The following is a 14,423-nucleotide window of genomic DNA, read 5'->3' as shown; positions in this document are numbered from 1 at the left end:
ACACGATATTAAAAGTCATGCACCAAAATAGTGGAGCTTGGAAACTTAATAGAACATTTATCCTTTTGTACTGGCTAAATAAAATAGGCAAATGATTGATAAAATATATTAAGATATTGAAAAATAAATAATAATTAGAGTTGGCATGATGTGTGCAACATAGTATTCAAACTTGGATACAAGAATGAGCACATCAATGAACTCAATAAAAACTTTAGGCTGGACTTTAGCAGAATGGAAAGCGGGCTACGCGAATAACACAATTCAATTGGAAGAATTATATGCCTTGGTTGAGCAATTTGACCATGCAGATTCAGCATGGATTTCCATTGCATCGATAGAACAATTAACTGCGCAGATTGACGCTTTAAAACAAATCGAAAATGCTTCGGCCTTACCTTTATTTGGTGTGCCTATTGCAGTTAAAGACAATATAGATGTGGCAGGTTTTGCATCGACGGCTGCGTTTAAATTATTTACGGACATAAAAACTGAAGATGCCTATGTGGTGCAACGCTTAAAACAAGCGGGTGCGATTATTGTAGGCAAAACTAATTTAGATCAATTTGCCACAGGATTGGTCGGTACACGTTCGCCATTTGGTGCAGTGCCGAATACTTTTAACTCTGACTTTGTAAGCGGTGGTTCAAGTTCAGGTTCAGGCAGTGTGGTGGCGCGCGGTTTAGTCCCGATTGCGCTCGGTACAGATACAGCAGGCTCAGGGCGTATACCCGCAGCATTTAATAATATTGTTGGCTTAAAGCCGACCAAAGGTCGCTTTTCAAATACAGGCTTATTGCCTGCGTGTAAAAGCTTAGATTGCATTTCAATTTTTGCTTTAACTGTCGTTGATGCAACTGCAGTGGCAGAGGTTATGGAAGGTTTTGATGTAACCGACAGTTATTCACGTGTGAATCCTGCTACAGCGCCTGCAAAGTTCAGCGCACAATTAAATTTAGCCATTCCAAAACAATTAGATTTTTTTGGCGATGCTCAATCTGCTGTTGCATTTCAGCAAGCATTAATTGAATTAAAAAACTTAGGTGCAGAACTGACTGAAATTGATTTCAGTGCTTTTAATCAATTGGCGAGCCAACTTTACCAAGGGTCATGGGTAGCAGAGCGAACTGCTGCAGTTGCAGATTTATTAGAAACATCGGTGCAAGACTTTGACCCAACGGTTTTAGAAATCATTCAAAAAGGCCAGCAGTACACTGCGGTGGATGCTTATAACGCCGAATATTTAAAGCAAGAATTGGCTCGAGACATTCAGCAAACCTTAGCGCAATTTGATGCCTTAGTGGTGCCAAGTTCGCCAACAATTCACACACTGGCAGAAATGGCTGAATCGCCAATTGAAAATAATAGCCACTTTGGCACCTATACCAACTTTACCAATTTAGCAGACCTCAGTGCCATCGCTGTACCTGCAGGCTTTCGTGCCGACGGGCTGCCTTTTGGAATCACATTCATTGCACCGGCTTGGCACGATACGGCTTTAGCAGATTTTGCCGAAAAATGGCAAAAGCATTTGAAATTACCACTCGGTGCAGTAGCTAAAACATTGCCTGAAGCAAATTCAGTCATGTCTGCACCATCCGCACAACATTTTCGAGTTGCAGTCGTAGGCGCACATCTCACAGGCATGCCACTCAATTTCCAACTGACAACACGCCAAGCCGTGCATGTTGAAACCACAACCACTTCTGCCGATTACGCCCTCTATGCACTGCCGGGCACAGTACCTCCGAAACCAGGTTTAGCGCGTCAGGAATCTGGTCAAAAAATTATTGTCGAGCTTTGGGATATTCCAAAAGCACGTTTCGGTGAATTTGTCGCAGAAATTCCAACACCACTTGGTATGGGCAATGTTGAGCTTGCCGATGGACGTTGGGTGAAAGGCTTTATTTGCGAACCCTATGGCCTAAACGGTGCAAAAAATATCAGTGAATTTGGCGGCTGGCGCGCCTATATCCAATCACTGCAATCAACAACAGCAAAATCAAATTAAAAAATTCGGGGAAATAATCATGTTTAAAACAGTTTTAATTGCAAACCGTGGTGAAATTGCTGTTCGTGCGATTCGTACATTAAAGAAACTCGGTGTTCAGTCAGTTGCTGTGTATTCAGAGACAGACCGTTATGCACAACATGTCTTAGATGCAGATGTGGCGGTTTCACTTGAGGGCATCAAACCTGCAGAGACTTATTTAAGTATTGAAAAATTGATTCAAGCAGCCAAACAAACTGGCGCTGAAGCAATATTTCCAGGTTATGGTTTTCTATCTGAGAGTGCTGATTTTGCCCGTGCATGTGAGGAAAATGGTATCGTCTTTATGGGGCCAACGGCTGAACAAATTTTAGAGTTTGGTTTGAAGCATCGTGCACGTGAATTGGCTGCGGCAGCCAATGTGCCCATGACACCGGGTACAGGTTTATTGGTAAATTTGGATGAAGCACTCACATCTGCTGCAGAGATTGGTTATCCAATCATGTTGAAAAGCACCGCTGGCGGTGGCGGTATTGGTTTAACCCGCTGTGATGATGAACAATCATTAAAAGATGCGTATGAAAGTGTAAAGCGTCTAGGAGAGCAGTTCTTTAAAGATGCGGGCGTGTTTCTCGAACGTTTTGTCGATAAAGCACGTCATGTCGAAGTACAAATTTTTGGTGATGGTTTAGGTCAAGTCGTTGCTTTTGGTGAGCGTGACTGTTCCTTGCAGCGCCGTAACCAAAAAGTCGTTGAGGAAACACCTGCACCGCATTTACCAGAAGCGACCCGTCAAAAATTGCACCGTGCTGCCGTAGAGCTCGGTCAATTGGTGAAATACCGCAGCGCAGGCACAGTTGAGTTTATCTATGATGCTGCCCGTGATGAAGTGTATTTCCTTGAAGTGAATACCCGTTTGCAGGTTGAACATCCAGTCACTGAAATGGTGACAGGATTAGATCTGATTGAATGCATGCTCAAAGTGGCAGCAGGTGATGCTTTGGACTGGGAAAAACTCAGCAATATTCAGCCCAATGGCGCTGCCATTGAAGTGCGAATTTATGCGGAAGACCCAGTGAAAAACTTCCAGCCAAGTCCGGGTGTACTCACGGATGTGTATTTCCCTGAAGATATTCGTGTGGATACGTGGGTATCTACAGGCACTGAAATTTCACAATATTTTGACCCGATGATTGCCAAAATTATTGTGCATGCAGCAGACCGAGACAGTGCGATTGCTAAGCTAAAAACAGCCTTGGCGGGAACCCGCTTGAATGGCATCAGCACCAACTTAGACTATGCACATACCGTAGTTTCAGATGCACGCTTTGAAAATATGCAAATCTGGACACGTCTGCTGGATGATTTTAAATATGTGCCAAATGTAATTGAAGTGCTGCAATCGGGCACGCAAAGTTCGATTCAAGACTATCCGGGGCGTGTGGGCTATTGGGATATCGGCGTACCGCCATCAGGCCCGATGGATGATTATGCATTTCAGTTGGCCAATCAAATTGTCGGTAATCCAAAATCGGCAGCAGGCTTTGAGTTTACCTTACAAGGGCCGAGTCTAAAATTTCATGCAGACAACATTGTAGCCCTTGCAGGTGCGCCATGTAGCGCGACTCTAGATGGTGTGAATGTCGATTTTTGGCAACCGATCAGCATCAAAGCAGGGCAAACATTAGTACTTGGACAAGTTGAGTCGGGTTGCCGTACTTATCTTGCGATCCGTAACGGGCTAAATGTACCTGAATATCTAGGCAGCCGCTCAACCTTTGCATTGGGTAATTTTGGCGGTCATGCAGGGCGAGTGCTGCGTGCAGGTGACATGATTAAAATGGTCAATCCAAGCTTGCCTTTAGATGGATTGGAAATTGCAACAGCAGCACCGCAAGCTTTAGCTGCAGAGCGTATTCCAAGCTATGGCAAAGAATGGAAAATTGGTGTGCTCTATGGCCCGCATGGTGCACCAGATTTCTTTAAACCTGAATATATTGAAGAATTTTTTGCTTCAACATGGAATGTACACTTTAACTCAAACCGTTTAGGCATTCGCTTAACAGGCCCAACCCCAAGCTGGGCACGTGAAAATGGTGGTGAAGCAGGTTTGCATCCATCCAATGTGCATGACTGTGAATATGCCATTGGGGCGATTAACTTCACCGGTGATTTCCCTGTGATTTTGGCGAAAGATGGCCCAAGCCTCGGTGGCTTTGTTTGCCCAGTGACGATTGCCAAAGCTGAACTTTGGAAAATTGGTCAACTTAAGGCAGATGACAGCATTAGTTTCTATCCGATGAGCGTTGAGCAAGCCAATGCCTTGGAAGTTCAGCAAATTGACGATATCCAAAGCTTTGCCCAAGCGCCTGAAAAGTCAGCGTTGGCGAATTTTGAGTGTAAGCCTGAAGGGATATTGGCTGTGCGTGAAGCAGATGCACATGCGCCGAAAGCAGTCTACCGTCAGGCAGGTGACAGTTACATCTTGCTTGAATATGGCGAAAACGTTCTCGACCTTGCATTACGCTTACGTGTTTATCGACTGATGCAGCTCATTCGTGAAGCGACCATTGATGGCATTTTAGAGCTTTCACCAGGTGTACGTTCACTGCAAATTAAATATGATGGATTGCGTTTCAGCCAAGCGAATTTAATCCAGTTCTTATTAGGACTCGAAAATGAGATGGGGGATTTGAGCCAAATCAAAATTCCATCCCGTATTATTCACTTGCCGATGGCATTTGAGGACTCGGCAACTTTAGGGGCTGTAGAACGTTATCAAGAAAGTGTCTGTGCTAAAGCGCCTTGGTTGCCAAATAACGTCGATTTCATTCAGCGCATTAATGGCTTAGACTGCCGTGAGCAAGTCAAAGACATCATTTTTGATGCCAATTATCTGATTTTAGGTTTGGGGGATGTGTATTTAACTGCACCTTGTGCAGTGCCAATTGATCCGCGTCATCGTTTGCTCAGCTCGAAATATAACCCTGCACGTACTTTTACTGCAGAAGGCACAGTGGGTATTGGCGGTATGTACATGTGTATCTATGGCATGGACTCACCGGGCGGTTATCAGTTGATTGGTCGTACATTGCCCATTTGGAATAAGTTTAAAAAGAACAAGCAGTTTGGCGATCAGCAATGGTTCTTACGCTTCTTTGATCAAATTAAATATTATGAAGTAACCGAAGCTGAACTGGATCAATTCCGTGCTGACTTTGCCAATGGTGTGGCGGAAATCAAAATTGAAGAAACTGAATTTGATTTTGCAGCCTATCAAGCCTTTTTGGTAACAGAAAAGGACAGTATTGCAGAATTTAAAGCGCAGCAGCAACAGGCATTTACAACTGAAGTTGAACGTTGGAAAGATGAGTTTGATGCACCTGCGGAAATGGAAATCCTGCAAGATGATACCGACTATAGCCAGTATGCAGCCTTGAATGCGTCGATGACCGGCAACATTTGGAAAATTTTTGTCGAAGCTGGACAGTCTGTGAAGAAAGGTGAGACTGTAGCCATTATTGAAGCAATGAAAATGGAGCTTCCAGTCTATGCCGATGATGATGGTATCGTGAAAGCGATTATCTGCCGTGCAGGACAAACGGTACATAGCGGTGAGCCGCTGGTTTATATGGAATAAACATGACCACAACCACCATTGTTGGGAAAAGCTCAGACAATTTGTCTGAGCTGGTTTTCCAAAAAATAAAAAACGATATTTTTGATTTTCAGCTCAAACCGGGCGCACGTTTTACCGAATCTGAAATTGCCGAGTTGTATGAAGTGAGCCGTACACCCGTACGTCAGGCTTTATACCGTTTACAGCAAGATGGCTATGTAAGAGTACATTTTCGTAGCGGTTGGGAAGTGAAGCCACTCAATTTTAAAGCCTACGAAGAATTGTATGATTTACGGATTTTGCTGGAGTGCTATGCCATTGAGCAGCTCTGCAAAATAGAACCAGAACAACTCAAACAGGCTTTACAGGACTTAGTAAATGTGTGGTGTATTCCGCCTGAGCAGTTTTTGCATGATTTAAAAACTTTATCGATGCAAGATGAAGCATTTCACTGCCAATTGCTTGAAGCAATCGCTAATAGTGAAATGGCAAAGGTGCATCGGGATGTGAGTGAAAAAATCCGTATTATTCGTCGCTTAGATTTTTCTAAAGATTATCGAATTGAAGCCACTTATGCAGAGCATCAACAGATTTTACAATTGATCCTTGGACATAATGTTACAGCGGCATTGGAGAAAATGCGCAGCCATATTCAGCAAAGTAAAGAAGAGGTGAAAAAAATTACTTTGGAAATGTTGGCGCGAATGGCATAGAAGTATTTGCAAAAGATCTAGCTCACGATAATTCACGGTAGATATGTATTTTACGAGTCAATCTGTGTCGTTAGGGGCGTGCTTAGAGCTATAAATAGATGTATTCATTGGTTAATATGATGGAGAAAAATAAAAAAAACCACGAAGGGGAGATTCTTTATTTCAACTTTAGAAAACGCGATTTCTTTGGCGACTGAACGCCATTTCGGACAAGTCGATAAAGCGGGTCAAGCTTATATTCAGCATCCACTTCGTGTGATGCAAAATGTGCAACATCCCGACGCTAAAATCGTCGCTGTATTACATGACATTTTAGAAGATACAGAGACAACGACGGATGAGCTTCGTGCTATGGGTTTTCAAGCCCATATTATCGACGCAATACAGGCACTGACTAAAACAGCAGGTGAGAACCGATTTCAAGCGGCGCAACGTACTGCTAAAAATGCAATAGCGTGTGAAGTGAAACTCAGTGATTTACACGACAATATGGATTTGTCTCGCTTAACTTCGGTCACAGTAAAAGATAAACGTCGTTATCAACAATATTTAAAAGTTAAATGTAGATTAGAGCGTGCTCGGAGAATCCATTTACATCTGATCGAATTAAATCTAACAACAGATTATCCGAGATTTCAATTTCAAAGTTCACAGCAAAATTTTCAATATCTGCTTAATGCGATGTTTGATCTAGAGCATTCATTAGGTGGCGTTCAGATTGGAAGTCCACAGGAATGGTGGAATTTATTTGAAGATGTCAGCGCATATTTTGCATATTGCCAAAGAAAGGGTGCCGTTCCCAAGCAGGCAACATTCTTAGATTTAATTTTAACCACAGATCGGGACTATTTCGGGGGCATCTTTCAAGCAGAACAAGATCGGCAATTATTTGCTTCTATGTTTGGCGTCTTTATGCAAAATCATTTTTATCGCGTGGAAACTTAAGACAGAAACTGTAGACTGTATCGGCAATACAACAATATAAAGTCACCATTGATTGATGAATTTTATCTAGATAATTAGTTGCTGAGTGTCATTTAAGAACATCTCGTAATGCTTAATTTCGAGATGTTTAAAGTGATTCCATCCATTGACATCTCCAATGAAACATGTGGCCATGCTTGCTGAACCTTATGCCTCAATCCTACATGGCATCATGGTGGCTGCTGGATTTATTATTCCGTCTTTAGTGTTGATATGGTTATATAAACGCAGTGAACGCCTTAGCCAAGCTGCATAAAAAAAGCCCTCACATTTGAGGGCTTTTAATTATTTTACTTCGGGTAAATCAAACCAAATCACTTGAGCATCTTCAAGCGCTTCAATTTGGCTATCTTCTAAGAACGCAATTGCACCACCAGCTTCAACTTTATGTTCAGCAATTTGCACTGAACCTGAAATAACATGGATATAGTTGATATGCTGCGTTGCATGGATATCTAAAGATTGACCTTTCGTCAAAAATGCAGATTTAACTTCCGCTTGCTGGCGAATATGCATAGCTGCATTGTCATTTGGACCGACAATTAAATGCCATTGATTGGGTTGATCGCGTGGATCACATTTAATTTGTTGATAGGTCGGTTCAGCATCACGTTCATTTGGAACGATCCAAATTTGTAGTAAATGCACATCTTCATCACCTTGGTTCATTTCGCTATGACGCACACCTGTACCTGCGCTCATGAGCTGCCATTCACCCGCAGAAATGCCACCATGGTTGCCCATGCTGTCTTTATGCGTAATGGTGCCTTTTAACACACAGGTCAAAATTTCCATGTTGTCATGTGGGTGTTGACCAAAACCTTCATGGGCTGCAATTAAGTCATCATTAATTACACGAAGCGCACTGATGCCCATATATTTAGGGTCATACCAGTTACCAAAAGAAAAGCTGTGTTTAGACTCAAGCCAGCCCATTTTTACGTGACCACGGTTTTCACTTGGATGTAAAAAAGCATTCATGGCATTCATCCTTATCTTAATTATTGAACATATGCCTATTTTAAGATTGAACTAAATCGGGATATATAGTTTTATAGCGACAATTCATCCTATTTTTGCAACGCTCAACCAAGATTGAGTCTTTTGTTATGCATAAAGGCGCAACTATAAAAAAGCCTGCAAGAAGCAGGCTTTTTTAAATATGACTAAAATTATTCTAAGAATTTAACAGTCACACCAGATTTCACTTTCTTACCTAAGTCATTTGCATCCCAGTTGGTCAAACGAATACAACCGTGTGACGCAGTTTTAGAGATAGCAGATGGGTTCGGTGTACCGTGAATACCGAATGATTTTTTGCTCAAGCCAATCCAGATATTACCAACAGGACCATTTGGACCAGGTGGTAAAGACAATGGTTTTCTGTTGTTGCCTTGAACAAAGTTAGAAGGCGAGTAGCTGTACCAAGGATTTGGTGCAACACCTGTAACTTTGTATGTACCTGTAGGTGATGGCGTATCTGAACTACCAATCGTTGCCGGGAATGAACCGATCATTTGGTTGCGGCTATTAAACAAGTAAAGTTGTTTCGCGCCTTTATGTGCAACGATCAGGTGAATATCTTCAGGAACTTCGTTACGAATATTCGCAACTAAGATTTTTTCCCCAGCTTTTTTAAATGTCGCTTTTGGATTCAACTTTTTCAAAAAGTCTTCGTCCATGTGGAATTTTTCACCCAACATTTCAGTCACACGTGTGTAGTACAAGCCTTTCATTTTTGCTTGTAATGCATAGTCATGTGGAATTGATGCTGCATAAGGACCTTTCAAGTCTGCATCAGTCAACGTGTATTCAATGAATGCAGGTTTAGAACCTTGTTTCGCAATCAGCGCATCCCAAGTTTCTTTAGTTAAAGTCCCTGTAGGTTTCAACCCATTCATTTGTTGGAATGAAGCGATCGCCTTTAAGGTATTTTTACCACTGGTACCATCAATTGCACCCGGTGAAGCATGTGCATTATTGAGCATGACATGCGCACGTGCATAAACAGGGAATTGACCTTTACCAATGTTGTCATACCACTGAGCATTATTTAGGTCATTTAAACCCCAAGCAACTTTGGCAGCAGGCGAAGTTGATGTTGGAGTTGTAGCAGTCGCTGTAGCAGGTGCAGCACCGATGTCGGCTTTGACATCTTCTGATTGTTGCAGGCTGTCTAAAGTTTGCGATGCTTGGTTCAGATCTTCTTGTTCTTGAGCGCTAATCTGGCTAGTTGCAGATGAAGCTTCAGTCGCTAACGGATCAATGGGATCCTGAACTGCAACATTAGTCACTTTTTTTGGCGTTAATGGTTGTTCAGCAGTAGATGCGGCAATAGCTGTACCAGCAAATATGCAACTTAGGCTCAGTGCGAGCATGGTGCGAACGAACATGTAATTCAACCTTAAGAATTATTCATTTACTGTGTATTAAAAACTGGCTAAGTATTACAGAAAAAAAGTGGAGATGCAGTAGTTGTTTTGTGTAAATATCATTTTTGGCACTCAACATGATCGGTTTTTAAATGCTTGAGAAGTTATTATATTTACAACCTTTTTGATATGATGATGCGAATATCGAATTAAGTTGGGAAAGTGAATGACGACCTTAAAAAATGATCGTTTCTTGCGTGCCTTATTACGTGAACCGGTAGATGCAACTCCGGTTTGGATGATGCGTCAGGCTGGCCGTTATTTACCAGAGTATCGTGAAACACGTGCCAAAGCAGGTGATTTCCTATCCCTTTGTAAAAATACAGAATTTGCTTGTGAAGTTACATTACAACCTTTGCGTCGTTATGACTTAGACGCAGCCATTTTATTTTCAGACATTTTGACTGTACCTGATGCGTTGGGTTTGGGACTGTATTTTGAAGCAGGTGAAGGTCCGAAGTTTCATAAAACCGTACGTACCGAACAAGATGTACTGAATTTACCTAAATTTAATGCCAAATCAGACCTAGATTATGTCATGAATGCCGTGACTACAATTCGTTCAGCTTTGGGCGGACAAGTTCCTTTGATTGGCTTCTCAGGCAGTCCTTGGACACTGGCAACCTATATGGTGGAAGGCGGTTCAAGCAAAGATTTCCGTTTTACAAAACAAATGATGTATGCACAACCTGAAGTGCTGCATGCCTTATTAGACCGTTTGGCTGTGGCGGTGACTGAATATCTCAATGCGCAGATTGATGCAGGTGCCCAAGCCGTACAAATCTTTGATAGTTGGGGTGGGGCATTAGCACACCGTGAATACATTGAATTTTCACTGAACTACATGCAAAAAATCGTGGCAGGTTTACAGCGTGAAAAAGATGGACGCAAAGTTCCTGTGATTTTGTTTACCAAAGGTGGTGGTCAATGGTTAGAGCCAATGATTGCAACGGGTGCAGATGCTTTTGGTTTAGATTGGACTACGCCATTAAATGTAGCACGTCAAACAGTCGCAGGCCGTGCAGCTTTGCAAGGTAACTTAGACCCAGCAACATTATATGGTTCGCCTGAAGCAATCGCGAAAGCGACGCGTGCTATGTTAGATGACGCATATGCCAACGGTGAAAAAACCGGTTATGTGGCGAACTTAGGTCATGGTATTACCCAGTGGGTAGATCCAGCCAATCCAAAAGCTTTTATTGATACGGTACACGAATATAGTGCCAAGTATTTATAAGGCTTTAGGGAAATTGGTTTAGGATTCAACCGTGGTCAAGATTATAAAATCATGTTTTGAGTTCTCTTATAAGGCAGCTTCGGCTGCCTTATTTGGGATATTACTGCTGATCGCTTTTGCATTAACTGCAGCAATGGGAAGTCAGGAATATTTTGGCTTTTTCCGTTATGATTATTTATTGTTTTATGCACTGATCATTCAAGTGTGTTTACTTTACTTAAAACTCGAATCTTGGGCGGAAGCTAAAGTCATAGCACTGTTTCATCTGCTGGCTATGGGGATGGAAATATTTCTGACTCATCCACATATTGCCTCATGGCAATATCCGCAGCCTGCGGTTTTTAAACTGCTGACTGTGCCATTATTTGCAGGTTTTATGTATTCGGCGGTGGGGAGTTTCTTTGCACGTTCGTTACGTTTATATCAGGTGTCGTTCAGTAACTTACCGCGTTTTGGCAATATGCTGTGCTTAGCCGTTTTGTCATATCTTAATTTTATGACCAAATTTTTTGTGCCAGATATTCGTATGTTTTTGTTTGCTTGGAGTGTGGTGATCTTTTGGAAAACTAAGCTCAGTTTTCAATTACAAAATCATGTGATTCAGTTGCCGATGTTACCAGTACTGTTGATTTTGGCATTCTTGATTTGGATCGCAGAAAATATCAGTACCTTCTATCAAATTTGGTTATATCCAAGTCAGGTCGATGCATGGCATATGGTCGGTTGGGGGAAACTCGGTTCTTGGTATTTGTTGCTATTACTCAGTTTGGTTTTAGTGCTCAAAATTCTTGGAAAACGTGATGAAAATGGTAATTGGTTGCTCAAAAAATAGTGAAAAAGAACGTATTATTTTTAGCCAAAAGTTTTAGATGAAAATGTTTTGCCTTATCTGAAAGATCAAGTTAATCTACAGGTGTGTAATCAAAATTACACATGTTTTAATAATTAAAAACAATGGAATAAAATTCCCTGGAGAAGTGCTATGTTAAAAAAATTAGCTTTAGTGGCAGTCGTTGCACTAGGTTCTACAGCTGCTTTTGCTGACCGTGACGTAGGTTGTGGTGTTGGCTCTCAAGTTTGGGCGGGTCAATCAGGTAAAATTCCTAAAATTTTAGCTGCGACTACCAACGGTATTTTTACTAACCAGTTACTTGGTATTACCTTTGGTACTTTAGGTTGTAGCGGTACAGGTACAGTAACTGCTCAAGCGGTAACATTTACCAATGAAAATGCTGAATCACTTGCTCGTGATATGGCAGTTGGTCAAGGTGAGAGCCTGAATGTTTTGGCTGAGCTTTTAAACATCCAATCAACAGATAAAGCACGTTTCTTTGCTGTGTCTAAAGCAAATTTTGCTGAAATCTATTCAGCTGAAAACCAGTCTTCTTTACAAGTACTTGCTTCATTACAAAGCGTAATGGCGAAAGACGAAGTACTTAAAGCATACGTTTAATCGATGCTTTTAAAACCCTGTCTCTCGGCAGGGTTTTTTATTATCTAAAATATATAAAAATGGATTTGAATATAACTGAATGAAATCAATTGCTTTATTTTGTACTTTTATGATTCCGAGCATCATATATGCTCAGCAAGTTGTAGATTCTACTCCCTCTAAAACCGTAGAGTTACAGCGATATATTGAACTTGCACAATCAAAAAAACTGTCTGAACACATCAGTTGGCAACGACTTTTATATACAGATCATAAAGGACAAAGTGAAGTTGCTTTTTCAGGTTACTTTCTAGCTGAAAATGGCCGTCAAAATGCCCAAGCCGAATTAGAGGCAGATGTCGCTGCACTATTTCAAACCGCCGAACCTAATCAAGCCTTTCGTTGTCGTTTCCCTGCGCGTAGTCAGTGGCTGATGCAAGAGTTATCCATCCGTTCAGAGCAGTTACCTGTGGTGAGCTGCCCTGAGTTTGATGAATGGTTTGGAAAAATTAAGCCTTATAAAGCGACATTAATCTACGCCACAGACTTTATGGGTAATCCAAGTTCTATGTTTGGACATACCTTATTGCGTCTCGATCCGAAAGATCAAAAAGAACTAAATTTGGTGTCCTATGCCATTAACTATGCAGCGACAGTTGCAGGTGAAGATAACTGGTCTTATGCATGGAAAGGCTTAACAGGGCAGTATCCTGGCGAATATTCCTTGATGCCGTACTACCGGAAGGTGAAAGAATATGGCGATTTTGAAAGTCGTGATTTGTGGGAATATGAGCTAGCACTGACCGAGCAAGAAACCAGTTATTTGGTTAAACATATTTGGGAAATGCAAAATGTCAGTTTTCCCTATTATTTCGCCAGTGATAACTGTGCATATCGATTATTGGGCTTAATGGATTTGGTTCGCCCGACACTGAATTTAACCGAAAAATTTAAAGTTGCTTCCATTCCCGTTGAGACGATCAAAGCGATCAATGATGAACAACTGATTCGAGCAGCGGTTTATCGTCCTGCATTAGAAACGCAGCTTTTGTCACAAGCGCAGCAACATGGATATCGTTTAGCACGCGAAGCGCATAAACTCGCTGAAATTAAACCTGAGAACATGTCTACAGCACTCTCTCAGTTTAATGAAGTAGAGCAAGCGAAAATATTAGAAATGGCGTATGACCATCTGTATTTATTACTGATTGGGAGAAAGGTGAGTGCGGAAGAAACGCAGCCTAAATTACGTCAAATCTTGGCCTTACGTAGTCAATCTTCGCAACCAAAACAACGGACTGAACCTAAGCAGCCAAGTCTAGACCCAGTCAATGGACATCATGCGCGAAATTTTTCAGCTACAGTAGGCGAAGTTCAAGGTGAAAAATACATCGAACTCGGTCATCGTCAGGCTTATCATGATTTGGTCGATCCGCAAGGTGGCTTTCGGATTGGTACGCAGTTGATGTTTTGGGATGGCTCGATCCAATATCGAGACGACCAACTTAAACTCAATCATTTTGATTTTTTATCGGTCAACTCCTACAATCCGATTACGCCATTTAAAACACCGCTAAGCTGGGGTTTTAATTTTGGTTGGCAGCAAGTGTCTGTAGATGCAGGTCAATTTAGCGAAACGAAACAACATGGCGTAGCTGAATTAAAAGCGCAATCTGGATATAGCTGGGCCAATCAAGAACGCACGCATTTGTGTTATGTGCAGTCTCAAATGCAGGTGCAGGGCGGTAAGTCTCTAGATGATGGATGGCGAGTGGGCCTTGGGCCGACACTGGGTTGCCAAAATATTTGGTCAGAAAGATTCAATAGTTTGATTCAGGTAGAGCTTCCGTATTGGGAAGATACACATCAATGGAATCTGAAACTCGATGCTGAATTACAATATATCGTCAACCAACAAAATGCTTTAAGACTAGGATACGAATACCAGCAACAAGATGATCAAGATTGGAATAAATTGAAATTGAGTTATGTATTTTTCTATTAATTTTTAAGATA

General features: G+C 41.6%; 10 protein-coding genes and 1 pseudogene. 9 read left to right on the top strand and 2 right to left on the bottom strand.

Features of this window, described 5'->3' with window-relative positions:
• The first annotated feature begins 196 nt into the window (after positions 1–196).
• The 5 genes and pseudogenes from atzF (at position 197) to B1201_RS16890 (ending at position 7,562) form a co-directional block, all read left to right on the top strand.
• Positions 197–2,011, top strand: a complete 1,815-nt coding sequence (atzF, locus tag B1201_RS01145) for an allophanate hydrolase (protein ID WP_078191983.1) — start codon at positions 197–199, stop codon at positions 2,009–2,011.
• 19 nt (positions 2,012–2,030) lie between these two features.
• Positions 2,031–5,630: an urea carboxylase gene (uca, locus tag B1201_RS01140; RefSeq protein ID WP_078191982.1), complete on the top strand. Its 3,600-nt coding sequence runs from the start codon at positions 2,031–2,033 to the stop codon at positions 5,628–5,630.
• 2 nt (positions 5,631–5,632) lie between these two features.
• Positions 5,633–6,322, top strand: a complete 690-nt coding sequence (locus B1201_RS01135; protein ID WP_078191981.1) for a GntR family transcriptional regulator — start codon at positions 5,633–5,635, stop codon at positions 6,320–6,322.
• Positions 6,323–6,481: 159 nt separating this feature from the next.
• Positions 6,482–6,883: pseudogene (locus B1201_RS17095) on the top strand (guanosine-3',5'-bis(diphosphate) 3'-pyrophosphohydrolase); the annotation flags it as partial.
• A gap of 541 nt (positions 6,884–7,424) precedes the next feature.
• Entirely contained in the window at positions 7,425–7,562 is a 138-nt protein-coding gene (locus B1201_RS16890) for a hypothetical protein (protein WP_171263716.1), read from the top strand.
• 29 nt (positions 7,563–7,591) lie between these two features.
• Here B1201_RS16890 and B1201_RS01125 read toward each other — a convergent pair whose 3' ends face one another.
• Positions 7,592–8,287: a pirin family protein gene (locus tag B1201_RS01125; RefSeq protein WP_078191980.1), complete on the bottom strand. Its 696-nt coding sequence runs from the start codon at positions 8,285–8,287 to the stop codon at positions 7,592–7,594.
• A 191-nt stretch (positions 8,288–8,478) separates the two neighbouring features.
• A complete protein-coding gene (locus B1201_RS01120) occupies positions 8,479–9,699 on the bottom strand; it encodes a L,D-transpeptidase family protein (protein WP_078191979.1) in 1,221 nt (406 codons plus the stop codon).
• Between the two features lie 205 nt (positions 9,700–9,904).
• On the opposite strand from B1201_RS01120, the gene hemE reads away from it, so the two are divergent.
• From hemE to B1201_RS01100, 4 genes are all read left to right on the top strand, one after another.
• Positions 9,905–10,975, top strand: coding sequence for a uroporphyrinogen decarboxylase (hemE, locus tag B1201_RS01115; RefSeq protein WP_078191978.1), 1,071 nt, complete (start codon positions 9,905–9,907; stop codon positions 10,973–10,975).
• A gap of 40 nt (positions 10,976–11,015) precedes the next feature.
• Positions 11,016–11,807, top strand: coding sequence for a DUF817 family protein (locus tag B1201_RS01110; RefSeq protein ID WP_228144747.1), 792 nt, complete (start codon positions 11,016–11,018; stop codon positions 11,805–11,807).
• Positions 11,808–11,957: 150 nt separating this feature from the next.
• Complete coding sequence (locus B1201_RS01105) at positions 11,958–12,428, top strand: DUF3015 family protein (protein WP_078190276.1); 471 nt, start codon at positions 11,958–11,960, stop codon at positions 12,426–12,428.
• A 79-nt stretch (positions 12,429–12,507) separates the two neighbouring features.
• Entirely contained in the window at positions 12,508–14,412 is a 1,905-nt protein-coding gene (locus B1201_RS01100; protein ID WP_078191976.1) for a DUF4105 domain-containing protein, read from the top strand.
• Positions 14,413–14,423 lie beyond the last annotated feature (11 nt).

Source organism: Acinetobacter sp. ANC 5600 (assembly GCF_002018395.1).
Taxonomy (GTDB): domain Bacteria; phylum Pseudomonadota; class Gammaproteobacteria; order Pseudomonadales; family Moraxellaceae; genus Acinetobacter; species Acinetobacter amyesii.
Note: the sequence above shows the minus strand (reverse complement) of the source record. Positions and strands in the feature narration are given on the sequence as shown.

Bases quoted from the DNA above. Each gene is read 5' to 3' on its own strand.
- uca (WP_078191982.1), top strand. From the start codon at position 2,031: ATGTTTAAAACAGTTTTAATTGCAAACCGTGGTGAAATTGCTGTTCGT.
- B1201_RS01120 (WP_078191979.1), bottom strand. From the start codon at position 9,699: ATGTTCGTTCGCACCATGCTCGCACTGAGCCTAAGTTGCATATTTGCT.
- B1201_RS16890 (WP_171263716.1), top strand. From the start codon at position 7,425: ATGAAACATGTGGCCATGCTTGCTGAACCTTATGCCTCAATCCTACAT.
- B1201_RS01125 (WP_078191980.1), bottom strand. From the start codon at position 8,287: ATGAATGCTTTTTTACATCCAAGTGAAAACCGTGGTCACGTAAAAATG.
- B1201_RS01100 (WP_078191976.1), top strand. From the start codon at position 12,508: ATGAAATCAATTGCTTTATTTTGTACTTTTATGATTCCGAGCATCATA.
- B1201_RS01105 (WP_078190276.1), top strand. From the start codon at position 11,958: ATGTTAAAAAAATTAGCTTTAGTGGCAGTCGTTGCACTAGGTTCTACA.
- atzF (WP_078191983.1), top strand. From the start codon at position 197: ATGAACTCAATAAAAACTTTAGGCTGGACTTTAGCAGAATGGAAAGCG.
- hemE (WP_078191978.1), top strand. From the start codon at position 9,905: ATGACGACCTTAAAAAATGATCGTTTCTTGCGTGCCTTATTACGTGAA.
- B1201_RS01135 (WP_078191981.1), top strand. From the start codon at position 5,633: ATGACCACAACCACCATTGTTGGGAAAAGCTCAGACAATTTGTCTGAG.